This window comes from Bradyrhizobium arachidis (assembly GCF_015291705.1).
Classification (GTDB): domain Bacteria; phylum Pseudomonadota; class Alphaproteobacteria; order Rhizobiales; family Xanthobacteraceae; genus Bradyrhizobium; species Bradyrhizobium arachidis.
Map to the genome: position 1 here is coordinate 9607345 of NZ_CP030050.1, position 24923 is coordinate 9632267.

Here is a 24923-nt window from a genome sequence, read left to right on the forward strand (position 1 = left end):
CGTCAGGGCGCCTTCGGCTTCTGCCTGAGGTAGAAGTAAGTCGGCACGAGGCCGAGCGCGACGATCGCGACCATCACCCACCATCCGCGTTGGAACGCCACGAGGCGCTCCGGCAACGATGAAGGTGAGCCGATGATGGCGACGAAGATCGCAACCCCGATCGCGAGCGAGGCCTGACGGATCATGTTGATCACGCCCGAGCCCGTCGCAAACGACGAGGGCGGCAGGCCCGCGGCGCTGACGCCCATCAAGGTCGGGAACGTCAAGCCGACGCCGATGCCGGTTGGAATCATGCCCAGGATCACGAAGGCCGGATGCGGCTCGGGGCCGATCAGGCTCGCCCAGGCGACCAGACCGGCAGCGAACACCACGATGCCGGCCGTGACGACGGGCGCAGCGCCGAAGCGCGCGATCAATCGCCCGGCGAACAGCAGCGAGGTGATCGGCACCATCAGCGGCCCCGGCGCGATCGCAAGCCCGGTCTGCAACGCAGACCATCCCCACGCCGTCTGCTCCCACAGCGCGACCGACAGCAGCATGGCGCCGAAGGCAGCCGAGTACGGCGCCATCACCAGGGCCGCGCCAGTGAATTGGCGGATGCGAAACAGCGCCGGATCGACAAAGGGATTTTTCAGGCGAAGGCAACGCCAGGCAAACAATGCGAGCAGGATGGCCGCGGCCGCAAAGCTGTAGCCGATGGCCGGTGCGCGCAGGCCCCAGTCGCTGACCTTGACGATGGCGAAGGTCAGCGCACCGATGCCGCCGGTCACCAGCACCGCATCGAAGAATTTGGGACGAGGCGCGTCATGGCCCTCGATCTCCGGCAGCTTCCACCAGCCGATCACCATGGCGATAAGGCCGATCGGGACATTGACGAAGAAGATCCAGCGCCAGTTGACGGCGACGAGCACGCCGCCGACGACGGGCCCGAGCGCGGCGGCAAGGCCGCCGATCGCCGTCCAGGTCCGCACCGCACCGCCGCGCTTCTCCGGCGCAAACACCGCCAGCAGCAGACCGAGTGAGGTCGGCGTCATCAACGCGGCGCCCGCGGCCTGCACAATGCGAAACGCGGTCAGCATCTCGACGTTGCTGGCGGCGGCGCAGGCGGCCGATGCCACCGTGAAGAGGCCGACGCCGAGCAGGAAGCTGAGATTTCTGCGATGACGCTCCGCCAGCCGACCGAAGAACACCAGCAGCGCAGCATAGGCGATGGCGTAGCCGTTCAGGACCCACGACATGTCGTCGAGGGAGGCACCCTTGAAATCCTGCCCGATGCTCGGGAGCGCGACGTTGACGATGAAGAGGTCGAGATTGGCAAGGCAGATGCCGACACAGACGATCGCCAGCACCGTGTTCGGCGATGTCGGCGGACGGGGAGGCTTGGGCCGCAGCGAGAGATCGTCAAGCGGCACGGCGCGAGCAAACGTCGCGCGTTCGATACTGTTCATGGATTATGCCTCTTCTTACCGGTCGGCGATCAGCGACTGATCGCCGGCGATACCGGCGAGCACGTTCCGCAGCTCGGCGGCAGCTCGCTTGCCAAACCCGTTTTCGAATTTCTCCTGCGCCGCCAGCCAGAGCGGCCGCGCATCGGCAAGGCGCGAGCGCCCTGCCCGCGTTAGCTTCGCCAACCGGCTTCGGCGATCGGCCTCGTCACGCTCGAGCGTAACCAGACCATCGCGCTGCAGCGGCCGCAGGTTCTGGCCGATGGTCGACTGGTCCATCACCAGCGCTTCCGCGAGGTCGCCGATCGAGGGGGGAGCATCGCCGCGCCGATGGATCTCGGTCAGAAGGGCATACTGCGTCGAACGAAGGCCCGAAGGCTCCAGCGCGGCATCGTAGAACAGCGTCATGTGGCGCGATGCCTTGCGGAGGGCCAAGCAATTGCAGCGGTTTCGTTCGACAACAGGCAGATCTTGCTCAGCCATCTCGCCTCCAATAGCGGGATATCCCGATAAATTGGATGGATGGATATCCCGATATTATTCCGACGTCAACTGGGGCTGGGTTTTTCTGCACTTGGCGGTTCACGCCTCACGCCCCTGTGAGGCGACTTCGTCAAGCTTGTTCCGACGACATCACGTCGGTCGCGGACGAAGCCATTTTCCTCAAGCCGCGAAAACGGCCGGAAAGACAGGAGGGCTATTGGTAGCTTTGATGATCAACACTGGAGTTCGATCATGTTCGGTCAATTGTTCAGCCTGATCTATCGCCTGTCCTGTCGGGCCACCCTGATCGAAATCGGGACGCACCGGCTGGCGCGGTAGCAAAGCGATTTGGGTAAGACCGACTGTCCGATAACGGGGATTGCCATGCGCAAGCTGATCCTGATCTTCGCAATGTCGGTGCTGGCAAGCCAAGCCTATGCGGGCGGATCGCGAAGTCTGAGCCTTGCCGCCACCAATGCGAGCCAGCAAGCGACCGAGCAGCCCGCGGCAACGGTCTCACCGCAGACCTCTCAGGCGCCATCGCAGCCGGCAAATGCCCAGACAGCGACCACCGCGCCAACGTCCGCTCTGGCGGCCACGACGTCACCGGCCGCAACGGGTCCAGCTGCACAATCACCGGCGGCGACAAGCACGACCGGAACAACCAAACCGAAGCGCCACCAGCCTTCCGTCGAAACCCGCGTGGTGCGTGAGTTGCACCGCCACGGGATCTATTGGTGATCGCTCACCAGCGGTAGCCGAGCGTTGCGATGACGGTCAGCGGCGCGCCGCGGTAGCAATATCCGACCTGGCACGTGGTGTAGTGCAGATTGAACAGGTTCTTCGCGTTGACCTGGAACTGAAGTCCCTTCAGCTCCTTCGCCGCCTGGCCGAAATCATATTTCAGCGCCGCGTCGACCAGGGTCACCGAGCTGTTCTTGAACGTGTTGGCGTCGTCGCCATAGCTCCAGGACATGTAGCGCACACCAGTGCCGACGCTCAATCCCGCGAACGGGCCGGCCAGCGGCAGGGCGTAATTGCCCCAGAGCGTCACGGTATGCGGAGGATTGCCCGAGGGAAACTTGCCGACCAGCGAGCTGTCGCCGGCCTGCTTGGTCACCATGTCGAGATAGGTGTAGGACGAGGTGATGTCGAAGCCATTGCCGAGGCTCGCGAGCCCCTGCAATTCGAAGCCGCGGCTTTGAATCTCGCCGCGCTGGACCGTCACGCCCGTGCCGGTCGTGACCAGGCCGCCATCCTGGGTCAGGTCGAAGACCGCAGCCGTGATGAAGCTCCGCGTCCCCTGCGGCTGATACTTGACGCCGATCTCGGTCTGCTTGCCCGTGGTCGGCTTGAAGAAGGCGCCCGACGGATCGACGCCGAGATTGGGAAAGAACGACGTCGAATAGGCGACGTAGGGCGCAACTCCGGAATCGAACACATAGGTCAGCCCGGCTCGCCCGCTATAGGCCTGATCGGACTGCGTCTGATGGGTCAGCGCGAACAGATCCTCGCCCGTGGTGCGGACCCAGTCGCTGCGGCCGCTTAGTGTCAGGATCCAATGGTCGAGCTTGGCCTGGTCCTGGACGTAGACGCCGGATTGGGTCTGCCGCTGGGCTGTGGAGGACGAGATTGCGGGATCGGGAATGGATTCCGGCGCATAGACCGGCGCGGCCAGATTGAGCGAGGAAACGCCGAAGCCGAAGCCCTGCTTGTCGTTGAACGTCGACGCGGTGTAGTCGGTGCCGACCAGGAGGGTGTGCTGCACGGGGCCGGTGGAAAGCTTCGCCTCGACCTGGTTGTCGATGATGGCCGATTGCAGCGTGTCGTGGACGTAGCCGGTGTAGCGTGAGACCACGTCGCCCACGGGAGCGCCGAGAAAGCCCACGTAGCGGGTGACTGCATCGACATCGACGTAGCGGAATTTCTGACGAACGGTGACGGCGTTGTTGAACGCGTGCTCGAACAGATAGCCCACGCGTCCCTGCTCCTGGTCCAGGGAGTTGTAGGATGGACTGCCGGTGAAGATGTCGGTCGTCGTCCCTGTCCCCGTCGAGTAGGTGAACATGGATCCGGGCGTCTTCGATTTCTGGTAGGCGCCGAGAACCGTCAGGGTCGTCGATTGATCCGGCTTCCAGGTGACGGCGGGAGCGACATAGACACGATTGTCCTTGCCGCCGGGCACGAACACGTCGGCGTCGCGTACCACGCCGGTCAGCCGATAGGAAAATTGGCCGCCAGGATCGACCGGACCCGACAGATCGAAATTGCCCTGAACGCGATCACGGTCGCCGAACAGCGTCTGCACCTCGTGGAACGGTTGGCTGGTCGGCAGCTTGCTCTGCAGGTCGATCAATCCACCGGGCGAGCCGAGGCCATAGAGCGCCGAGCTCGGCCCGCGCACCACCGTGATGCTGTCGACGCCGTAAGGCTCGGTCTTGAACACGCCGAGACCGGCCCCGACGAGGCGTAAGCCGTCGAGATAGATGCCGTTGTAGGTGATGTCGAAGCCGCGGATCGAGATAGCGTCGAAGCGTGGATCGTAGCCGGCGGCATCGATGCGGACGCCCGGCTCATAGCCGACCGCTTCCGTCAGCGTCTGCACGGCGCGGTCGTTGAGCTCCTTGCGCGTCACGACCGAGATCGACTGTGGCGTCTCGAGCAATGGCGTGTTGGTCTTCGTGCCTGCGGAACTGCTGTTCGCCACATAGCTGTGCTCGCTCGACGCGTTGCCGCGACCGGCATCGCCCTCGCGCGGGTCCGGATTTCTGGCTGGGCCGGAGCCGGCATTGCGCTGTGCCGCGACGCGGCCGCGCTGCGATTGCGACGTGCGCTGTGAAGACTGGGCACGCGGACGCGGCTGGCTCGGTGCCTCCACCGTGACCGGCGGCAATGTCGCCGCCGTCTGACCCGAATTGGCCGTCGAGACCTGTGCGGCCGACGGGGCCGCGTGCAGGAGCATTCCCAGGCCGGCCGCTCCCAGACCAGTTCTCACCATCCATTCCCAGCCGAGCGTCTGGCCGTCGTTCCGCTTCATCGTCTTCCCCGAGCTCCGTGTTCGAACAACCGGGGAGTAACCAGATCGGGGCAGCCGCCGCCTTTGCGCGCGCGCAAATCACCTTTGATCGCGCGTGGAGGCTTTCAAGTCTGCTGACAGCGGCTCGGCGAATAGCCAAAGCGCCTGCGGAAGGCCGTCGCGAAATTTGCCGGATGGGCATAGCCAACCCGATAGGCCGCCTCGGTGACCGACAGACGCTGGCGAATCAGGAGGGCACGCGCGGCATCGAGCCGCTGGCCCCTCAGATAGTCGATTGCGCTGACGCCGTAAGCCATCTGGAATTTCTGGTTGAAGGACCGGCGGCTGAGCCCTGCGCTCCGCGCCAGCTCGTCGATGCTCCAGGGGTAGGCGAGATCGGCGTCCATCCGCTCCTTCACCGATTGCAACCGCATCCGCTGGAGGTCGGCTGCCGGATCGACCGCAATCCGGCCGCGCTCGCCGAACAAGGCGTGGACGACGATCTCGGCCGCATGCGCCGACCGCAGCAATTGCGCGGCGTTTCCAGCGACCGGCGGCGAGAACATCTCGGCTGCAACGGCCTGTATGCGCGCAGACGCCGCCAAAGCGACGGTGGCTGTATCCGACCCGTCGCTCGCGAACAGCGCTCGAAACTCGTCCCCGAGTCCAAGCTCGTCGATGGAGGCCCGGGGAAGCGCCAGGCCGATCGCAGGATGCTCGGCACAGTGCACCGAGCGTTCGACGGCGAGAGCTTCGCGTACGGCGATTGCCGTCATCTGCCTTTCACCGCCGGGCACGCGCGTCAGAATGCCGCGGCCAGCGCCGTCGTCGAACGTCACGGTGATGAACAGGCCGGGGGCCACGACCGCGCGCCCGTCAGGGTCGGCTCGAAACTCACCTTTGACGAACACACAGCCCGGAAAATTCAGCCATTGGGCTGCTGCGGAGCCGATGATGTCATCTTCAGGCCGTCCGACAATTTGATCGTAGAAGTCCTGCATTGCATCCGCTTACGCCGCGGACTTTGGCCGCTGGCGGCGACGCGCTCAAGACCTCTGCGTCCAGTTTGGAGAGCTTCTGGATTGTGCTCGACCTCTACGCCTGCGGCAGATCGGCGCGCGCTGCGGATCAGGAGACGCGTCAGATGCCCAGATATTTGTGCTGCAGATCCTGCTCGGCCATCAGCTCGTTTGACGTGCCGCTCCACACCGTCTTGCCGCGCTCGATGATGTAGTGGCGGTCGCAGATGCGGGCGAGGTGATCGACGTTCTTGTCGACGACCAGGATCGACTGCCCGCGGCTCTTGAGCAGCGACAGGCAGTTCCAGATCTCTTCGCGGATCAGCGGCGCAAGGCCCTCGGTCGCTTCATCGAGGATCAGCAGTTTGGGATTGGTCATCAGCGCGCGGCCGATCGCAAGCATCTGCTGCTCGCCGCCGGAGAGCTGGTTGCCCATGTTGGCGGCGCGCTCGGCAAGGCGCGGGAACATCACGTAGATGGCGGCAAGCGTCCAGGGATTGGGGCTATCGAAGCGATCGGCGGCGGCTGCGACCAGGTTTTCGCGCACGGTGAGGTTCGGGAATATCTGGCGTCCCTCGGGCACGAGGCCGACGCCGAGTTTTGCGATCCGATACGACGGAAGCTGCCGCACTTCGGCGCCTGCAAATCGGATCGCGCCCGATCGCGCCGGCGTCAGGCCCATGATGGAACGGATGGTGGTGGTCTTGCCCATGCCGTTGCGGCCCATCAGCGAGACCATCTCGCCTGCTTTGACCGACAGCGACAGGCCGAACAGCACCTGGCTGAGGCCGTAGCAGGTCTCGATGCCGTCGACGTCGAGCAGGGTGTCAGCCATGGTGCGTCACCACATGCTGGTCGCCGAGATAGGCGCGCTTGACCTCGTCATTGGCGCGGATCGCGGCCGGATCGCCGGAGGCAATGACGCGGCCATAGACCAGCACCGAGATGCGATCGGCCAGCGCGAACACGGCCGGCATGTCGTGCTCGACCAGCACGATCGAAACCTCTTTGCGCAGCTCCTGGAGCAGTTTCACCATGCGTTGGGATTCGGTGACACCGAGACCCGCCATCGGCTCATCCAGCAGCAAAAGCTTTGGCTTGCTCGCCAGCGCGACGGCAAGCTCGAGCTCGCGCCGCTCGCCATGGCTGAGCTTGTTCACCACGACATCGGCGCGATGGCCGAGGCCGACGCGATCGAGCGCGGCGTGCGCGGCATCGCGCAGGCTCCTCTCCTTGCGCGCATTGGCGAAGAAGCGGAACGAGGTGCCGGCATGCGCCTGTGCCGCCAGCGCGACATTGTCGGCGGCGGTGAAGTCGAGCAGCAGCGAGGTGATCTGGAACGAGCGTGCAAGCCCCAGCGCGCAGCGGCGATAGGCCGGCAAGTAGGTGATATCGCGTCCCGCCAGCGAGACACTGCCGGAATGCGGTTCGAGATGCCCGGTGAGCTGGCTGATCAGCGTGGTCTTGCCGGCGCCGTTCGGGCCGATGATGGCGTGCAGCTCGCCGGCCGAAACGTCGAGCGAGACGTTGTCCGTCGCAGTGATGCCGCCGAAGCGGCGCACCAGCTTCTCGACGCGGAGCAAGGGTTCAGCCACGGCCCGCCCTCCCCAGCATGCCCATGATGCCGCCGCGGCCGAACAGCACGATCAGGAGCAGCAGCGGCCCCATGATCAGCGCCCAATATTCGGTGATCTGCGACAGGAATTCTTCCAGCAGCAAAAACACCACCGCGCCCATGACGGGACCGAACAGCGTGCCCATGCCCCCTAAGATCACCATCACCATGAGGTCGCCGGAACGGGTCCAGTACATCACGGCCGGGCTGACGAAATCGGTGTTGTTGGCGAGCAGCGCACCGGCGAGGCCGCACATGGTGCCCGATATGACGAAGCAGACCAGCTGGTAGCGCTTGGCCGGGAAGCCGATCGCCTGCATGCGCTGCTCGTTGGAGCGCAGGCCCTGCACCACGAGGCCGAAGCGCGAATTGACGATGCGCCAGATCAGGAAGATCACGGCGAACAAGCAGGCGAGACACAGATAATAGAACTGTGTGCGGTCCGACAGGTTGATCAGCCCGGAGAAATCGCTGCGCTTGTAGACGGTGAGGCCGTCATCGCCGCCGTAGCGTGCGAGGCCCGAGGCGACGTAATAGGCCATCTGCGCAAAGGCGAGCGTGATCATGATGAAATAGACGCCGCGCGTGCGCAAGGAGAGCGCGCCGATCACGAGCGCGTAGATCGCGGACGCTGCCAGCGCGACCGGAAACTGGATGAAGCCGGAGCCCACACCTTCCTGCGCCAGCATGCCGACCGCGTAGCCGCCGATACCGAGATAGGCGGCGTGACCGAAGCTCATCATGCCGCCAAAACCCATGATGAGGTTGAGGCTCGCGGCCGCCAGCGCCAGGATGACGATGCGGGTGAACAGCGTCAGGATGAAGATGTTGCCGGAGAGGTACGAATAGAGCGGCAGCAGCACGAGACCCGCCAGCATCAGGGCCGTGACGGCCTTGCTCACGCTCAAACCCTTCATCGACGGTTGGCCGGAAACAGCCCCTCCGGCCGCACCACCAGCACGATCGCCATCAGGAGATAGATCAGCATGGACGACAGCGCGGGGGCGGCGGTGGAGGCGGCGGCGCCGCTCAGCACCTGCCGCAGCAGATTGGGCAGGAAGGCGCGGCCGAGCGTATCGATCATGCCGACGAAGATCGCGGCGAGGAAGGCGCCGCGGATCGAGCCGATGCCGCCGATCACGATGATGACGAAGGCGAGGATCAAAATGTTCTCGCCCATGCCGATCTGCACAGTGAGGATCGGCGCCTGCATCAGCCCGGCAAGGCCGGCGAGCGCGGCACCCAGGCCGAACACCAGCGTGTAGAGCAGCTTGATGTTGATGCCGAGCGCCCCGATCATCTCGCGATTGGAGGCGCCGGCGCGAATGAGCATCCCGATGCGCGTGCGCATCACGCCGAGATAGAGCAGCAGCGCCACCAGCAGCGCCACGATGATGATGGCGAGTCGATAAGCGGGATAATGAATGCCGGGCAGGATCGGCACCGGCACGGTGAGCCAAGCCGGCAGCGGCAGCGCGAGGCCCGCCGGCCCCCAGATCAGCCGCACCGCTTCATTGAAGAACAGGATCAGACCGAAGGTCGCGAGCACGTGGTCGAGATGATCGCGGCCGTAGAGATGCCGCAGCGCCGTCATCTCCAGCACGATGCCGAGCACGAGCGTCGCCCCTAACGCCATCAGCGCGCCGAGTAGGAAGCTGCCGGTCCACGCCGCGAAGGTCGCGGCGAAATACGCGCCCATCATGTAGAGCGAGCCGTGCGCGAGGTTGACGAGATCCATGATCCCGAACACCAGCGTCAGGCCGGCGGCGAGCAGGAACAGCAGCAGGCCGAACTGCAATCCGTTCAAGAACTGTTCGACGACCAGCAGCATCAAAACTCTTTCAGGCGCACGCGATATCGCGCCGATGTTCGAACACAGTCGCCATCAGTGAAAGAGCTCCCCCTGCCTCTTCAAGGCGGAAAAATGGGTAATGGCAGTATCGTTCCGAGGCAAGAGCGATTCGACACCAAACATGCACTTTGTTGCATGCCGATGCATGCGATCAAATGCTGCCTTGCAAGAAGGCTGCCGCGCAGGATGGGTCAACCTGCCGCAGGCTTACCGCGGACGAGAAGCGGGTTCTTCCCTGCGGTCCATCCTTCGAGACGCCCGCTTTGGCGGGCTCCTCAGGATAAGGACGGCGTGCGCGGCAACCATCTCAACGGGCACCGAGGCTGCCCAGCCTCATCCTTGGGAGCTTGCGAAGCAAGCGTCTCAAAGGACGAGGCGCGCGAAGACTGTCGCCGGAAACCATATGCGATCGCCCTCTCCCGTTGCCGGGGAGAGGGCGTGTGCTTCGTCGGAATGTAGGGCGATGCGCCTAGTGCGACGTCATCTGCTGGGGAAGATCGTCCGGTTCGGCGAGCACGCTGTTGGCCGTCGAAGCCTCCAGCGCCGCCATCCGGAACAGATAGGCGAGCGTCGCCAATCCGGAATCGTCCGCCATCTGCGCCAGCTCGAGCGCCATGTCCGACATGTAGCCGAGATTCTCGTCCTTGGTCTGCGCCATGATCTGGCTGTCCCGCATCATGTTCGACATCTCAGGCGCTCTTTCGTTGCGCGGCAGCGAGGCCGCAAAGGTTGGCACGGGCGATGCAGTCGATCCGCGGACCGTCCTGGCGCACGACATCCTTCATCCCGATCCGCTCGCGCACGACATCGAGCGATTCCTGGCGAACCTCGATGGTCGCCGCCATGGTCCAGGAATCCTCGATCAGCGCCGGTAATCCCAGCGGGGTGACGACGAAGCCGATGTCGTGGAAGCGCGGCAGCCACCACGTCTCCATGACGAGACAGAGCCGCTCGATCCCCTGATCGAGACAGAACTCCTGCGCCGCCGCCATCAATTGCAGATTGAGCGCGCCGTCGCGGCGCTCGCGCGACACGAAGAAGCGCGACCACTCCCAGACCAGCGCGTCCGCCGGGCATCCCCGCACTGCGGCCAGATGCGGGAACACCTCGCTCATCATGGTCGGCTTGGTAGTAGGGTACAGCCGATAGCCGCCGAGCACGCGGCGGTTCTCGAGCGACAGCAGGTAGATCGAATCGTCATTGTCGTAGGCGTCGATCTCGCGGCCGTCGGGTTTGCGCAGCGCCTCCCACTTCCGTTCCTCGACAAAAATCTCGTGGCGCAGCCTGAAATGCTGCTCGAGGACATCCTCGTAGAGGTGCCGGTTTGCGGCAGAGATCACATGAATCATCGACTCCCCCATGGCTTGAAATAATGGGGGAATCCTCATGGAAAACGCCGGGAGCGACTATTGGGAAATTTCCCAGTACGCGCCGATTTCAGGGCGTGATGATTCTTTGCCGGATCGCGAGCGCAACCGCGTGCGTGCGGTTGACGGCGCCAAGCTTGCGCGCGGCAGTTGCAAGATGCTCTTCGGCGGTGCGCTGCGTGATGTGCAGGATCTCGCCGATTTCCCAGGCCGACTTGCCCTGCGAGGCCCAGGCGAGCACCTCGCGCTCGCGCGGGGTGAGACGCGCTGACGGATGCGGCGCCGGCGCGAGCAGACGACGAATGTGGTCGAAGCCATACATCGCGATCAGGTGCAGCGCCGGCTTGCTGCGGGCGTTGAGATCGAGGTGGACGCCGCCGAGCGAGACGCCCGCTTCATAGCCGGTCAAGCCGTGGATCGGCACCACGAAACCCCGCGACATGCGGAAATCGGCCGCCCGCCGCATCACTTCCGCAGCACCCGGCTCGAACTCCGCATCGTAGGGGGCTTCCGACCATTCGAACGGATTCACTGTGTGCCGGCACTTGCGGATCACGGGATCGACGCGGTCGTAGCTCTTTTCCGTGTAGAGGCTGAACCACTCCGCCGGCCAGCGCTTGGCAAGCACCATCTGGGCGAAGCGCTGATCGGGATTGGGCAGACCGGTGACGATGATGTGCTCGAAACCATACCGGCTGAACGCGGTCGCAAGCGCGTCCATGGTGTCTGGAACCTTGGTATGGGCTCCCAGACCCTCGATGAAGTCGAGCGCTTCCCGGCCATAATCTACGGCGGACATCGGTGCGTTTCCTGACCCTCGACGTCCGCTATAGCACGTATTTGGGGGCTCCCTCAATTCGCCGCTCCCGTAGTTTTCCGGTGCCCACGCGCTCTGAACGTTTAATCTACTTGTGGAAGAAGTGACGTCAAGATACACCTGCAAGCGTCTGAAGCGGGAAAACCACGATGGAAGACGAGGACATCGCCCTCAACAGCGTGCTCGGCCTGGAATTGAACCGCGTGTTTTTCGCCGTCCGTGAAACGGCAAACAAGCAGAAGATCATCGAGTTCGCGCGCGAGGTGCTGCAAAGCGAGCGCACCAAACCGGCAGACACCGCCTCGCCCGAAGGCCCGGCGAGCTAGTCCACGCAGTTGAAGCAACGACGCCGATGGAACAGATCGCGCGACAACGCCACCCTTCCATTTGAACGCGCAGATTTTAGTCGAAACACTCTGACCGCGAAGTTATCCCTCCTTCTCCCCTTGTGGGAGAAGGTGGCGCGAAGCGCCGGATGAGGGGCCTCTCTCCACGAACCCAAACCCGCATCTGAATGTTGCGGAGAAATACCCCCTCACGCGTCTCGCCGCTCCGCGGCGAGCCACCCTCTCCCACAAGAGGAGAGGGTAAGCGAGCGCAACGCGCCATCATCCACACCACCACACACTTGCCGCTGGATGACACCGCGGCTCTCGTGAGATGATCGCCGCCACGATCTCTTTCGGATGCCAATCCTCTCGGATGCCACGACCATGATGACGCTGCGCCAGGTGGAAGTGATCCGTGCCGTGATGGTGACGGGCACCATCGGCGGCGCGGCCAAGCTGCTCAACGTGTCGGCGCCGGGGATCAGCCGCCTCGTCAAATACACCGAGCGCTCGCTCGGCATTCGCTTCTTCCAGCGCCAGAACGGGCGCTACTTCCCGACGCCGGAAGCCGAGAATATTTTCGAGCAGATCAACGGCGTCTACAAGAAGGTCGACGATCTCTCCGAGATCATCTCCAAGATCGGCCGCGGCGGATTGTCGGAGCTGCGCATCGGCTCGGTGCCGAGCATCTCGCAGGTGATGGTGCCGCGCGCGATCGAGCGGGTCCGGCGTCGCTATCCCGATCTCGGCATCGACATCAACATCCTCAAGCTCGAGGAAGCGATCGACTATCTCCTGCTCGGCCGCGGCGAGTGCGTGGCGATGAGCTACCGCCTGGAGCATTCCGGGCTCGACTTCATGCCGCTCGCCTCGGGCGAGCTCTACTGCATCGTGCCGCCCGGCCACGAGCTGGCCGGCCGCAAGCAGGTCTCCGCCGCCGAGATCACCCGCTATCCGCTGATCGGCATCGATCCCAACGACCCCTACGGCCGGATCATGGCCGAGATCTTCGCGCGCCACCGGCTCGACTACAACATCACCATCCGCGCGCGCTTCGGCACCACGGTCTGCGCGCTGGTGAAGGCGGGGCTCGGCATCGCCATCATCGACCAGTTCACCGTGGCCCATGGCGGCTATCCCGGCATCGAGCTGTTGAAGATCACCGAGCCGACGCGCTTCGATACCTATATCGCAGTCAAACGCGGCGCACCGCTGTCGCTCCATGTCGAATATTTCATCGAATCCCTGCGCGCCGAGATGCGCGCGGTCGAGCCGTCCCGCGGCAACGGCAAGACCGCCTCGGCACGCGGACGCAAGAAATAACATGATGTTAGGTTTGCTGGATAAATGGGTAATTGTGTTAGGCGGAGGAAAGGCTATCGTTACGGTTGGAAGCCCCTTGGAATTGCGCGGGTTTCCCCGCTAATGGCCGATACCGAACGCTCCCAACGAGACGATAGCGAACCATGTCAAAGCGCGGATACGCCGCCAGCAAGAAGCTCCTCACCGGCCTGATCGGCGCGCCGATCGCGCATTCCGCGTCCCCTGCGATGCATGAGCGCGCCGCCGAGGCGCTTGGGCTGCGCGGCCATTACCAGCTCATCGAGGTCGCCGGTGCGGACGCGACCGGCCTCAGCATGATGCTCGAGGGCGTGCGCCGGCTCGGCTTCGCCGGCGTCAACGTCACCTTTCCTTACAAGGAGGCCGTGGTGCCGCTGCTCGACGAATTGGCACCGGCTGCGGCGACCATGGCGGCGGTCAACACCGTCGTCGTTAGGGAGGGCCGACTGATCGGCCACAATACCGACACGACAGGCTTTGCGCGCGCCGTCAAACCGCTGCTGGCTCCTGCCGGAAATGCCGTGGCCGTCATCGGCACCGGCGGCGTCGGCAAGGCGATCGCCTTTGCGCTGGCAAGCCTGAAGGTTGCGGATCTCCGCATCTTCGACAGCGAGCCGGCGCGGGCCGAGAAACTCGCCGCGCTGCTGGCCAGGCATGGCGGCGCGCGGGTGGCCGGAAGTGTCGAGGAGGCGCTCGACGGTGCAACCGGCCTCGTCAACGGCACGCCGGTCGGCATGCTGCCGAACCGGGACACCCCGGTCGCGCCGGCGCTTTTGCGCGAAAACCTGTGGGTCGCCGACGCCGTCTATTCTCCGCTGATCACGCCGCTCCTTGCCGCAGCGCAAGAGAAGGGTGCGAAGATCATGACCGGCCGCGAGCTTGCGATCTACCAAGCCGCTGACGCATTCGAACTGTTCACAGGCCTTGCCCCCTCGACTGAAGTCATGGGAGAGGCTTTTGACGCCGTGATGGCCGCGCGCAGCGCCGCGTATCAGGCCGCTTGAAGCGAAGCGAACGGACACAAGGCCGCTTGCAAAATTGAACCGGGAGGAGAGGACGATGAAATCAACGCTACTGGTGGGCGCGCTGCTCACCGCAATCACGACGGCGGGCGCCTTCGCCCAGGCGATCAAGCTCGCCGACGTCGCCGAACTCTCGGGCGGCGGCGCCACCGTCGGCACCAACTGGAAGAACGGCATCGACCTCGCCATCGAGGAGATCAACGCCAAGGGCGGCGTGCTCGGCCGCAAGCTCGAGGTCACCCACGCCGACTCGCAGTCCAACCCCGGCGTCGCCCGCGCCCAGGTGCAAAAAGCGCTCGATGCTGAACCCTACGTGCTGCTCGGGCCCGGCTATTCCGGCTCGGTCAAGGTCACCGCCCCGCTCGCGGCCGAAGCCGGCATCGCGCAGATCATGGGCGGCGAAGCCGCCGAGCTGACACAGGCCGGCAACAAGTTCCTGTTCCGCACCTCGTTCGGCCAGCAATCCTCGATGCCGAAGGTCGCCAAATACATCCACGACGAGATGAAGGCGAAGTCGGTCGCGGTGGTCTGGGTCAACAATGATTTTGGCCGCGGCGGCCGCGACGTCGTCGTCAAGGAGCTCGACCGGCTCGGCTCCAAGGTGGTCGCCGACCTCTCGACCGAAGCTGGCCAGGCCGACTTCGCCGCCGACGTCGGCAAGATCAAGGCGGCCAATCCCGACGCTGTCTTCGTCTATCTCAACGAGGAAGAGAGCGCGCGCATCCTCAAGGAGCTGAAGCGCCAGGGCGTCACCGCACCGCTGATGGGCGAGACCACGCTGATCGGCCAGAAGGTGATCGAGCTCGCGGGCGATGCTGCCAACGGCGCGCGCGGGCATGTCGGCCTCACCACCGACGCGCCGGTCGACCTGATCAAGGCGTTCCGCGAGAAGTTTTCGAAGAAGTACAATTACGTCCCCGATCATAACGGCCTGAAGGGCTATCTCGCCGTCTACATGGTGAAGGCCACCACCGAGAAGATGGGCAAGGTCGATTCCAAGGCGTTCGCCGACACGCTGCATGGACTGACGATCAAGGCCTCGGAGGAGCCCGGCATCCTGATGGACGTCACCTTCGATGCGAACGGCGACATCGATCGCCAGAGCTTTCTGGTCGAGGTGGTCGAAGGCAAGCAGGTCGTGAAGCAGGTGCTGCCGAAGGTGAAATGAGGCTCTTCGCCTCTCCCCGCGCCCGTCTCGCCGAAGCTTTAGCGAAGGCGGATGCGGGGAGAGATCTCTGCTCTCCCTCTCCCCGCTCTTCGCGGGGCGAGGGTGGGGTGAGGGTGCTTCCGCAGTCACGGTGACAATTGAATTCGCGGAGAGAGGCACCTCACCCCTGCCCTCTCCCCGTAAGAACGGGGAGAAAGAGCAGGGAGAGGGGAGAGGAAAGAGGGGAACATGTCCAACCTATTCGATCTACTGGTCGCAGGACTGGCCACCGGCGCCATCTACGCGCTGGTTGCGGTCGGCTTCACGCTGCTGTGGCAGACCTCGCAGACCATCAATTTCGCGCAAGGCGAGTTCGTGATGCTGCCGGCGTTCCTGATGCTGGCGGCGATGCATGCCGGTGCGCCGTTCTGGCTCGCCATCATCCTCGGCATCCTGCTCTCGATGATCCTGCTCGGCCTCGCCTTCAAGATGCTGCTGGTCGATCCCATGATGCGCCACGGTGTGTTGCCGCTGGCAATCGCGACCATGGCGCTCGCTATCGGCATCAAGGAAGCCGTCAAACAATTCTTCAGCGCGGAAGCTTCGCCCTTCCCGTCGATCGTGCCGACCGGTGACATCTCCATCCTCGGCCACGCCGTCTCACTGCAAAGCATCGGCGTCCTCGTCGTCGCCATCCTTGCCGTCCTCGGACTGACGACGCTACTGAACCGCACCTCGCTCGGCCACCAGATGCAGGCAGCAGCGCAGAACCCGACGGTGGCGCGCATCATCGGCGTTCCGGTCGAGCGCATGATCCTCCTGACCTTCCTGATCAACGCCTTCCTGGTCGCGCTGGCTTCGCTGCTGATCACGCCGATCTACCTCGCAAAATTCTCCTCCGGCGAAGTGCTGGGCCAGGCCGCCTTCATCGCGGCGATCGTCGGCGGCTTCAACCAGGTGCGCGGCGCGATCGCCGGCGGCCTCCTGATCGGCGTGCTCGACAATCTCGCGGCAAGCTATGTCTCGACGCAGTACCGCGCGGCGGTGCCGCTGATCTTCCTGATCGTCGTCATCCTGTTCCGGCCGCAAGGATTGCTCGGCCGCGCCGAGGAGCGCACGGTATGAGCGGCTTTGCCAAACCCCTGAAGATCGCGCTCGGCCTCATCGTTATCGCCGGCCTGATCATCGTCCCCATGAACTTCAACCGCTACGGCCTGTTCATCCTGAGCCAGTGGGCCGTGATGACCATCGCCGCGATGGGCCTCAACCTCACGCTCGGCTATGCCGGACAGGTCTCGCTGGCGCAGGGCGCCTTCGTCGGCATCGGCGCCTATGCAGCGGCGATCATGACCACCCATGGCTGGCCGCTGCCGGCTGCGATCCTGGTCGCGATCATCCTTAGCTTCGCGGTCGGCTGGGTGCTCGGCTACCCCGCGCTGCGCGTGCAACACCATTACCTCGCTTTCGTCACCCTCGCCTTTTCGACGCTGGCCTTCCTCGTGTTCCGCAACGAGAGCTGGCTCACCGGCGGCATCTACGGCATTTCCAACATCCCGCGGCCGCACATCTTCGGGATTGCCACCAACAAACCGCTGCCGTTCTACTATGTCTGCCTCGGCTCGCTCGCGATCGTCTCGCTCGCGGTGTGGTGGCTGATCCGCTCACCCTGGGGCCGCGCCTTCATGGCGCTGCGCGAAAATCCCTTGCGCGCGCAATCGCTCGGCATCGACACGCGGCGCTATACGCTGATGGCGTTCGCGATCGGCTCGGCGCTCGGCGGCGTCGCCGGCGCGCTCTATGCGCCGCTGACGCAATATATCGACCCTGTTCCCTTCAACCTGTCGCTCTCGCTCGATCTTCTGATGATGGTGATCGTCGGCGGTGCCGGCTTCTATTTCGGCCCGTTCCTGGGGGCGATGATCGCGGTGCTGCTGCCGGAATGGTTGCGCTTCACCGAAGGCTATTACCTGATGCTCTATGCGGTCGCGGTGATGCTGCTGCTGATCTGGTCGCCGACCGGCATTCTGGGAATCCTCGATCGCTACATGGCCGCGCGGCGCACCAAGGCGGCGTCCGCGCTCCGCGCCGTCGCCAAATCCAGGCTGGAGACGGCGCAATGAGTGCGGTCCTCGAAGTCACTGACATCAAGAAGAACTTTGGCGGCATCAGCGCCGTCGACGGTGTCTCGTTCGACGTGCGCGAGGGCGAGATCCTCGGCCTGATCGGTCCGAACGGCTGCGGCAAGTCCACGCTGTTCAACTGCATCCTCGGCCAGCTCACGCCATCAGGCGGCGAGGTCAAGCTCGACGGCAAGACCGTCACGGGCCTCCGTCCTTCCGAGCTCAACAAGCTCGGGGTCAGCCGCACCTTCCAGCTGTTGCAGGTGTTCCCAAAGCTCTCGGTGCGCGAGAACCTGATCCTCGCCGGGCAGGAACACCAGGGCAACATGGCCTCGCGCCTCGTCGGCCGCTCCGATGCCGGGTTGACCGACGCCGCCAACCAGATGATCGGTTTCTTCAAGCTCGATCATCTCGCCGACGAGCCGGCCGGCGGCCTCTCCTATGGCCAGCAAAAGCTGCTCGACGCCGCCATGGCGTTCATGGGCGGGCCGCGCCTGGTGCTGCTCGACGAGCCCGCCGGCGGCGTCAATCCGTCGATGCTGGCGGACCTCAAGGACCGCCTGGTCGCGATCAACCGCGAGAAGAACGCGACCTTCGTCGTGATCGAGCACAACATGGAGTTCGTGATGTCGCTGTGCTCGCGCGTGATGGTGATGGCGGAGGGCAAGGTGCTGGCGATGGGACGGCCCGACGAGGTGCGCAAAAACCCCGCCGTGATCGAAGCCTATCTCGGACATTAGGGAGAGCGAGCCATGAGCGACCCGATCCTCTCGGTTCACAATCTCGTCGGCGGCTACGGCAAGATGACGATTTTGAACGGCACGAGCTTCGCCGTGCCGCAGGCGACCATCACCACCATCATCGGCCCGAACGGCGCCGGCAAATCGACGGTGTTCAAGGCGATCTTCGGCCTTCTGAAGCTGCGCGAGGGCAAGATCAACTTCGCCGGCCGCGACGTCACCAATTTGAGCCAGCGCGCACTGCTCAACGCTGGCATCTGCTACGTGCCGCAGGGCCGCAACATCTTTCCGGAGCTGTCGGTGCGCCACAATATCGAGCTCGGCGGCGTCGCCGCCGGGAAAGGCATCGACCTGCCGATGCGGATAGAGGCCGCGCTCGACCTGTTTCCCGCACTGCGCCGCAAATCGACACAGCAGGCCTCGACGCTCTCGGGCGGCGAGCAGAAGCAGCTCGAGATCGCCCGCTCGCTGCTGCTCGAACCGAAGTTGGTGCTGATCGACGAGCCCTCGATCGGCCTGTCGCCGTTGATGGTGCAGCAGACCTTCGATATCCTCAAAAGCCTGCGTGACCGCGGCGTCACGATCCTCATGATCGAGCAGAACGCGCGCTCGGCGCTGGAAATCTCCGATTTCGGCATCGTGCTCGAGCTCGGCCAGACCCGCATGGTCGACAAGGCCGACCGCATCCTGAACGATCCCCGCATCGGCCAGCTCTTCCTCGGCGGCGCGATGGAGGAGAGTGCGGCATGAGCGCGCGAATGCGTATCGCGGTCGCCGGCGCCGGCCTGATCGGCCGCCGCCATATCGAATTGATCGCGGCATCGCCGGATTGCGTGCTGTCAGGCATTGCCGACCCCTCGCCGGCCGCGAAGGACTATGCGCGGTCGCACGGCGTGCCCTGGTATGCGGACCACCGCGCGCTGCTGGAACAAGCGAAGCCCGACGGCCTCGTCATCGCCTCGCCTAACACGCTGCACCTGCCGATGGCGCTCGATTGCGCGGCGGCGGGCGTGCCGGCGCTGATCGAGAAGCCGGTGACTGAGACCGTTGCCACCGCGCAGCGCCTCTGCGCCGCGATCAAGCGCACCGGTGTGCCGATGCTGGTCGGTCATCACCGCCGGCACAATCCGATCATCAAGGCCGCACGCGAGGCGGTGACGACCGGCAAGCTCGGCCAGCTCACCGCCGTGGTCGGCCTATGGCTACTTAAAAAGCCCGACGATTATTTCGAGGTGGCCTGGCGGCGCGAGCAAGGCGGCGGACCGCTGCTGATCAACCTCATCCACGACATCGACAATCTCCGCTTCATCTGCGGCGAGATCGCCGAGGTGCAGGCGCTGACCTCGAACAAGGCGCGCGGATTTACCGTCGAGGACACCGCAGCGCTGCTGCTGCGCTTTGCAAGTGGCGCGCTGGGGACCGTCACCGTATCGGATACGACGCCGGCGCCGTGGAGCTGGGAGCTCTCCTCGGGCGAGAACGCTGCATACCCCAAGCAGGATCAGCCCTGCTACATCTTCTCCGGCACCGCGGGATCGCTGTCCGTGCCGAATATGGAGCTGTGGTCCTATGTGCGAGAGCCCGGCTGGTACGCGCCGCTGTCGCGCGAGAGCGTTGCGCCGCCTGCCTTCGATCCGCTGGTCGAGCAGCTCCGCCATTTCTGCGCGGTCATCGCCGGCCACGAACAGCCGCTGATCTCAGCCGAGGACGCGATGGGAACGCTCGCCGTCGTCGAAGCCGTCACCGAGGCCGCGCGCACGGTCCAGACTATCTCACCGGGGCGGATCATGGAGCAGGCAGCATGAACAAGCGCTCGATCGCGACCGTCTCTCTCTCAGGGGCGCTGGACGAAAAGCTCCGTGCCATCGCGTCAGCCGGCTTCGACGAGGTCGAAATCTTCGAGAACGATTTGCTGTCGTTCGGTTCGGGCCCGCGCGACATCGCAAAGCTCTGCGGCGATCTCAATCTCAAGGTTTGCGCATTCCAGCCGTTCCGCGATTTCGAGGGCATGCCGGAGCCGCAGCGTACGCGCAATTTTGCCCGCGCGATGCGCAAGTTCGATTTGATGCAGGAGCTCGGCACCGATCTCTTGCTGATCTGCTCGAACGTGTCGCCCGCCTCGCTCGGCGGCATCGACCGCGCAGCTGATGATTTCCGCGAGCTTGGCGAGCAGGCGGCCAAGCGTGGCTTGCGCGTTGGCTACGAGGCGCTGGCCTGGGGCCGCCACGTCAACGACTACCGCGATGCCTGGGAGATCGTGCGCCGCGCCGATCATCCCGCGATCGGCGTCATCCTCGACAGCTTTCACGCGCTGGCGCCGGGCTTCCCGGTTCGCGCGATGGCCTCGATCCCCGGTGACAAGATCTTCCTGGTGCAGCTCGCCGACGCACCAAAACTCGAGCTCGACATCCTGTCGTGGAGCCGGCACTTCCGCTCCTTCCCCGGCCAGGGCGACCTGCCGGTCGGCGAGTTCATGAAGGCGATCGCGGCGACCGGCTATGCCGGGCCGCTGTCGCTGGAGATCTTCAACGACCAGTTCCGCGCCGGCTCGGCCGCACAGACCGCGGTGGACGGCCTGCGCTCGCTGATCCTGCTGGAGGACCAGCTCGCGCCGGATTGGCCAAAGTTCGCCGGCGAGCCGCTGGCACCGAAAGCGAAAAGCGGCGGCACCGGGTTCATCGAGTTTGCCGTCAATGAGACCAAGGCCGGCGACCTCGCCCGCCTGTTCTCGCAGCTCGGCTTCCGCAAGAGCGGCAAGCATCGCAGCAAGGCGGTGGAGCGCTGGTCGCAGGGCAAGGTCGAGCTCGTGATCAATTGCGAGACCGACGGCTTTGCGCATTCGCACTACGTCACACACGGCCCCGGCGTCTGCGCCATCGCGCTCGACGTTGACAATGCCGGCCTTGCCATGCAGCGCGCCGAGACGCTGAAGGCGCGGACGTTCTACCAGCCGGTCGGTCCCGGCGAATTGGAGATTCCCGCGATCCACGGCGTTGGTGGCAGTCTCCTGTATTTCCTCGACCAGGCCGGCAAGAACTGGGACACAGATTTCGAGCCGGTCGCGAGCGATGCCGCCAAGGATGCCCTGCTCGCCGTCGACCACATCGCGCAGTCGATGCCCTATGACGAGATGCTGTCCTGGCTCTTGTTCTACACCGGCATCCTCGACCTGAAGCGGCTGCCGCAGATGGAGATCGCCGACCCCCGCGGCCTCGTGCAAAGCCAGGCCATCATCAACGCCGACCAGAGCCTGCGCTTCGTCCTCAACGGCTCCTCTGCCAACCGGACGCTGCCGGCGCGCTTCATCTCGGAGTTCTTCGGCTCAGGCGTGCAGCACGTCGCGTTCTCCTGCAACGACATCTTCGCGACGGTGGCGGAGATGCGCAAGCGCGGCGCGGATTTCCTGGACATCCCCGACAACTACTACGACGACATCGAAGCCAAATACGATCTCGCCCCCGAGCTGATGGCGCAGCTGCGCGCCAACCACATCCTCTACGACCGCGAGGGTGACGGCGAGTTCTTCCAGGTCTACACCCACATCTTCGATGAGCGCTTCTTCTTCGAGATCGTCGAACGCAGGAATTACCAGGGCTTTGGCGCGGCCAATGCCGGCATCAGGCTCGCGGCGCAGGCCCGCGAGGTGCGGCCCGCGAGCATGCCGAGGGTGTAAGGTCCTTTACCTCTCCCCGCCTGCGGGGAGAGGGGAAGAGAGAGCGTCGCTCGTAGCTACTTCATCTGACACTTGTCGTGGAAGCGATCCTGGTCGTTCTCGACGATGGTGGCGACGGTCTTCAGCGCGAGCTGACCTTCGGCATCCTTCACCACGTCCTGGAGGTAGAAGCTCTGCACCGGGATGTGGTTGTTGCCGTATTTGAACGCACCGCGCAGCGACTTGAAGTTGGCCTTTTCCATCTCGGCCTTCATCGCGTCCTTCTTGCTGGTGTCGCCCTTCACGGCGACGACCGCACTGTTGATCAGCTGGGCCGCATCATAGGCCTGTGCGCCGTAATAGGTCGGTCGCAAGCCCGTGTACTTCTTGCGGTAGTCGGCGACGAAGCGCTTGTTCTGCTCGTTGGGGAGGTCGTTGACCCATTCCTGCGCGCCGGGAACGCCGAGCGCATTCTCCTTCTGCAGCGGCAGCGAAAGCTCGTCGACGGTGAACGCCGTGTAGAGCGGCATCGTGCTCTTCAGACCGGCTTGTGCGTACTGGTTGAGGAACTGCACGCCGGCGGCACCGGGATAGAACACGAAGATCGACTCGGCGCCCGAGGCGCGCGCCTTGGAGAGCTCGGCGGAGAAGTCGAGCTGGCTCGGCCACACCGTGTATTCCTCGCCCTTGATCTCGCCCTTGAACGTGCTCTTCACGCCCGCCAGCATGTCCTTGCCGGCCGCGTAGTTCGGGCCGATCAGGAACACGCTCTTGACGCCCTTCTGGTTCATGTAGAGACCCATGGCGGCCGGCGTCTGGTCGTTCTGCCAGGAGGTCGAGAACACGTAAGGCGAGCACAGCTCGCCCGCGAGCTGCGACGGGCCGGCATTGGCCGAGATCAGGAAGGTCTTCGAATCCACCGCGGTCTTGAGCGAGGCCAGCAGCACGTTCGACCAGATGTAGCCGACGATGAAATCGACCTTGTCGGACTGCACCAGCTTCTCGGTCTTCTGCTTGCCCACGTCAGGCTTCTGGCCGTCGTCCTCGTAGATCACCTCGACCGGCTTGCCGTCCATCTTGCGTCCGAGGTGATCAAGCGCCAGCTCGAACGAGTTGCGCATGTCGTTGCCGATTACGGCGGTCGGGCCGCTGAAGGTCGAAACGAAACCGATCTTGATGGTGTCGCCGGCGAATGCCGGGCTCGCCAGCACCAGCGCCGCCGCGCCCGCCAGCCAGAATGCCGTCCTCATAACCACTCCCCTCCTTATTATTGATCCCGGAAACGGGGTGATCGCCGCCCCGGGGCCTGTCTCTATTGAACGCAAAATCTGTCGCGCCGCCAATGGCTCAGCGCCCGCCCCTGCACCATATTTCGCCCCAATCGCCGATGGCAAGAAATATAATTCTACTCACTTCGGCCAAGGCCTGGCCGAGCCTGCGGCGCTTTTTCGCGGCCGATCGATACATCCGGCCTATGCGACGATTGATGACGGCTATTGGACCGCGGCGCCCGATCCGCACTTAAATGAAGGAAGAGAGCAGCTAGATTCGAGGGCGCATCATGACCACGACACCGCATCGCGTCGTCATCGTCGGAGCCGGCTTCGGCGGGTTGGAGACGACCTACCGGCTCGCGGGCGCGCCGGTCGAGATCATACTGATCGACCGCCGCAACCATCATCTGTTTCAGCCGCTGCTCTACCAGGTTGCGACGGCCTCGCTCGCGACCAGCGAGATCGCCTGGCCGATCCGGCACCTGATGCGCGACCGGCGCGAGGTGACGACGCTGTTCGCGACAGTAAGCGGCGTCGATGCCGCACGCCGCTGCGTGCTGATCGACGACGGCAGCGAGGTGCCCTACGACACGCTGGTGCTCGCGACCGGCGCGCGCCACGCCTATTTCGGCCACGACGAGTGGGAGACATGGGCACCCGGCCTGAAGACTCTGGAGGACGGCACCACCTTGCGCCGCCACATCCTGGTGGCGTTCGAGCGCGCCGAGCGCGAGACCGATCCGGCCAAGCGCGCCGCGCGGCTCACCTTCGTGATTGTCGGCGCCGGCCCGACCGGCGTCGAGCTTGCCGGCACCATCGCCGAGATGGCGCATCACACCCTGCCCGCCGACTTCCGCAACATCGACACGACGAAGGCGCGCGTGGTGCTGATCGAGGCCGGCCCGCGCGTGCTCGCGGGCTTTGCCGACGATCTCTCCGCTTATGCGCAGGCCTCGCTGGAGAACATCGGCGTCGAGGTCGTGCTCGGGCAGGCCGTCACTGAGATCAATCGTGAGGGCGTGGTGTTCGGCGGCAAGCTGCTCGAGGCAAAGACCCGGATCTGGGCCGCCGGCGTGCGCGCCTCGCCCGCTGCGGAATGGCTCGGTGCGCCAGCCGATCGCGCCGGGCGCGTAGAGGTCGAGGACGACCTCACCATTCCCGGCCATCCCGAGATCTTCGCGATCGGCGACACCGTCAGCATCAATGCCTGGGAAGGCAAGCCGGTGCCCGGCATCGCGCCGGCGGCAAAGCAGCAGGGCCGTCACGTCGCCGAGACCATCAAGGCGCGGCTGCGCGGCGAGAACAAGGGCGCGTTCCGCTACAAGCACGCCGGCAGCCTCGCCCAGATCGGCAAGCGCCTCGCCGTGATCGATTTCGGCAAGGTCAAGCTGCGCGGCACCATCGCGTGGTGGATCTGGGGCATCGCCCACATCTACTTCCTGATTGGCCTGCGCCACCGCCTCAGCGTTGCGCTGAGCTGGCTGTGGATCTACGCGCGAGACCAGCGCGCGGCGCGGCTGATCACGCAGGGGTCAAGCAAGGTGGTGGGATGACTCGTCTCCCTCTCCCCGTTCTTACGGGGAGAGGGTTGGGGTGAGGGGCCTCTCTCCACGGGTGACGTGGATGTAAGACCTGTACCCCCTCACCCGGATCGCAAGAGCGATCCGACCTCTCCCCGCGAGCG

At 64.6% G+C, this 24923-nt stretch carries 24 protein-coding genes; 12 read left to right on the forward strand and 12 right to left on the reverse strand.

The genetic code is table 11. From position 1 onward, the window contains the following. Positions 1-2 precede the first annotated feature (2 nt). Both WN72_RS45355 and WN72_RS45360 read right to left on the reverse strand, forming a co-directional pair. The gene (locus WN72_RS45355) at positions 3-1448 is read right to left on the reverse strand and encodes an MFS transporter (protein ID WP_092212095.1); all 1446 of its coding nucleotides are present in this window, start codon (positions 1446-1448) and stop codon (positions 3-5) included. A 15-nt stretch (positions 1449-1463) separates the two neighbouring features. Then, complete coding sequence (locus tag WN72_RS45360; protein ID WP_092212093.1) at positions 1464-1928, reverse strand: MarR family winged helix-turn-helix transcriptional regulator; 465 nt, start codon at positions 1926-1928, stop codon at positions 1464-1466. A gap of 384 nt (positions 1929-2312) precedes the next feature. On the opposite strand from WN72_RS45360, the gene WN72_RS45365 reads away from it, so the two are divergent. Further along, positions 2313-2669, forward strand: a complete 357-nt coding sequence (locus WN72_RS45365; RefSeq protein WP_092212091.1) for a hypothetical protein — start codon at positions 2313-2315, stop codon at positions 2667-2669. Between the two features lie 4 nt (positions 2670-2673). Here WN72_RS45365 and WN72_RS45370 read toward each other — a convergent pair whose 3' ends face one another. The 9 genes from WN72_RS45370 to WN72_RS45410 form a co-directional block, all read right to left on the reverse strand. Then, positions 2674-4965, reverse strand: a complete 2292-nt coding sequence (locus WN72_RS45370) for a TonB-dependent siderophore receptor (protein ID WP_244553642.1) — start codon at positions 4963-4965, stop codon at positions 2674-2676. Positions 4966-5069: 104 nt separating this feature from the next. Beyond that, on the reverse strand, positions 5070-5945 hold the full coding sequence (locus tag WN72_RS45375; protein WP_092212089.1) for a helix-turn-helix transcriptional regulator: 876 nt from the start codon (positions 5943-5945) through the stop codon (positions 5070-5072). Positions 5946-6084: 139 nt separating this feature from the next. Then, on the reverse strand, positions 6085-6798 hold the full coding sequence (locus WN72_RS45380) for an ABC transporter ATP-binding protein (RefSeq protein ID WP_027564143.1): 714 nt from the start codon (positions 6796-6798) through the stop codon (positions 6085-6087). Beyond that, entirely contained in the window at positions 6791-7558 is a 768-nt protein-coding gene (locus WN72_RS45385) for an ABC transporter ATP-binding protein (RefSeq protein ID WP_027564142.1), read from the reverse strand. The genes WN72_RS45380 and WN72_RS45385 overlap by 8 nt, the downstream gene beginning before the upstream one ends. After that, entirely contained in the window at positions 7551-8495 is a 945-nt protein-coding gene (locus WN72_RS45390) for a branched-chain amino acid ABC transporter permease (protein ID WP_027564141.1), read from the reverse strand. Before WN72_RS45390 ends, WN72_RS45385 begins: the two co-directional genes overlap by 8 nt. Continuing rightward, entirely contained in the window at positions 8492-9409 is a 918-nt protein-coding gene (locus WN72_RS45395; RefSeq protein ID WP_027564140.1) for a branched-chain amino acid ABC transporter permease, read from the reverse strand. Before WN72_RS45395 ends, WN72_RS45390 begins: the two co-directional genes overlap by 4 nt. Before the next feature lie 490 nt (positions 9410-9899). Further along, positions 9900-10118 carry a hypothetical protein gene (locus tag WN72_RS45400; RefSeq protein ID WP_092212087.1) on the reverse strand — a complete coding sequence of 73 codons (219 nt, stop codon included), beginning with the start codon at positions 10116-10118 and terminating at the stop codon, positions 9900-9902. 1 nt (position 10119) lies between these two features. Further along, positions 10120-10779 carry an acyl-homoserine-lactone synthase gene (locus tag WN72_RS45405; protein WP_027564138.1) on the reverse strand — a complete coding sequence of 220 codons (660 nt, stop codon included), beginning with the start codon at positions 10777-10779 and terminating at the stop codon, positions 10120-10122. An 88-nt stretch (positions 10780-10867) separates the two neighbouring features. After that, positions 10868-11596 (reverse strand): LuxR family transcriptional regulator, encoded by a 729-nt coding sequence (locus tag WN72_RS45410; RefSeq protein ID WP_027564137.1) that lies wholly within the window; start codon positions 11594-11596, stop codon positions 10868-10870. A 167-nt stretch (positions 11597-11763) separates the two neighbouring features. Between WN72_RS45410 and WN72_RS45415 the strand changes: the two genes are divergently transcribed. The 10 genes from WN72_RS45415 to WN72_RS45460 all read left to right on the forward strand — a co-directional run bounded on the left by WN72_RS45415 (position 11764) and on the right by WN72_RS45460 (position 21986). Further along, complete coding sequence (locus WN72_RS45415; RefSeq protein ID WP_035730623.1) at positions 11764-11940, forward strand: hypothetical protein; 177 nt, start codon at positions 11764-11766, stop codon at positions 11938-11940. A gap of 387 nt (positions 11941-12327) precedes the next feature. Then, positions 12328-13266, forward strand: a complete 939-nt coding sequence (locus WN72_RS45420) for a LysR family transcriptional regulator (RefSeq protein ID WP_027564136.1) — start codon at positions 12328-12330, stop codon at positions 13264-13266. Between the two features lie 143 nt (positions 13267-13409). Further along, positions 13410-14288 (forward strand): shikimate dehydrogenase, encoded by an 879-nt coding sequence (locus tag WN72_RS45425; protein ID WP_027564135.1) that lies wholly within the window; start codon positions 13410-13412, stop codon positions 14286-14288. 55 nt (positions 14289-14343) lie between these two features. Then, the gene (locus tag WN72_RS45430) at positions 14344-15474 is read left to right on the forward strand and encodes an ABC transporter substrate-binding protein (protein ID WP_027564134.1); all 1131 of its coding nucleotides are present in this window, start codon (positions 14344-14346) and stop codon (positions 15472-15474) included. A 228-nt stretch (positions 15475-15702) separates the two neighbouring features. Then, positions 15703-16578, forward strand: coding sequence for a branched-chain amino acid ABC transporter permease (locus WN72_RS45435; protein WP_027564133.1), 876 nt, complete (start codon positions 15703-15705; stop codon positions 16576-16578). After that, positions 16575-17573, forward strand: coding sequence for a branched-chain amino acid ABC transporter permease (locus tag WN72_RS45440; RefSeq protein WP_027564132.1), 999 nt, complete (start codon positions 16575-16577; stop codon positions 17571-17573). The genes WN72_RS45435 and WN72_RS45440 overlap by 4 nt, the downstream gene beginning before the upstream one ends. Beyond that, entirely contained in the window at positions 17570-18313 is a 744-nt protein-coding gene (locus tag WN72_RS45445; protein WP_027564131.1) for an ABC transporter ATP-binding protein, read from the forward strand. The genes WN72_RS45440 and WN72_RS45445 overlap by 4 nt, the downstream gene beginning before the upstream one ends. A gap of 12 nt (positions 18314-18325) precedes the next feature. Continuing rightward, the gene (locus WN72_RS45450) at positions 18326-19063 is read left to right on the forward strand and encodes an ABC transporter ATP-binding protein (protein ID WP_092212083.1); all 738 of its coding nucleotides are present in this window, start codon (positions 18326-18328) and stop codon (positions 19061-19063) included. Continuing rightward, positions 19060-20118, forward strand: a complete 1059-nt coding sequence (locus tag WN72_RS45455) for a Gfo/Idh/MocA family protein (RefSeq protein ID WP_092212081.1) — start codon at positions 19060-19062, stop codon at positions 20116-20118. Before WN72_RS45450 ends, WN72_RS45455 begins: the two co-directional genes overlap by 4 nt. Further along, positions 20115-21986 (forward strand): bifunctional sugar phosphate isomerase/epimerase/4-hydroxyphenylpyruvate dioxygenase family protein, encoded by a 1872-nt coding sequence (locus WN72_RS45460; protein ID WP_027564128.1) that lies wholly within the window; start codon positions 20115-20117, stop codon positions 21984-21986. The genes WN72_RS45455 and WN72_RS45460 overlap by 4 nt, the downstream gene beginning before the upstream one ends. A 56-nt stretch (positions 21987-22042) precedes the next feature. Here WN72_RS45460 and WN72_RS45465 read toward each other — a convergent pair whose 3' ends face one another. Continuing rightward, positions 22043-23215, reverse strand: a complete 1173-nt coding sequence (locus WN72_RS45465) for an ABC transporter substrate-binding protein (RefSeq protein WP_027564127.1) — start codon at positions 23213-23215, stop codon at positions 22043-22045. Positions 23216-23526: 311 nt separating this feature from the next. On the opposite strand from WN72_RS45465, the gene WN72_RS45470 reads away from it, so the two are divergent. Beyond that, the gene (locus WN72_RS45470; RefSeq protein ID WP_092212079.1) at positions 23527-24792 is read left to right on the forward strand and encodes an NAD(P)/FAD-dependent oxidoreductase; all 1266 of its coding nucleotides are present in this window, start codon (positions 23527-23529) and stop codon (positions 24790-24792) included. Positions 24793-24923: the final 131 nt, after the last annotated feature.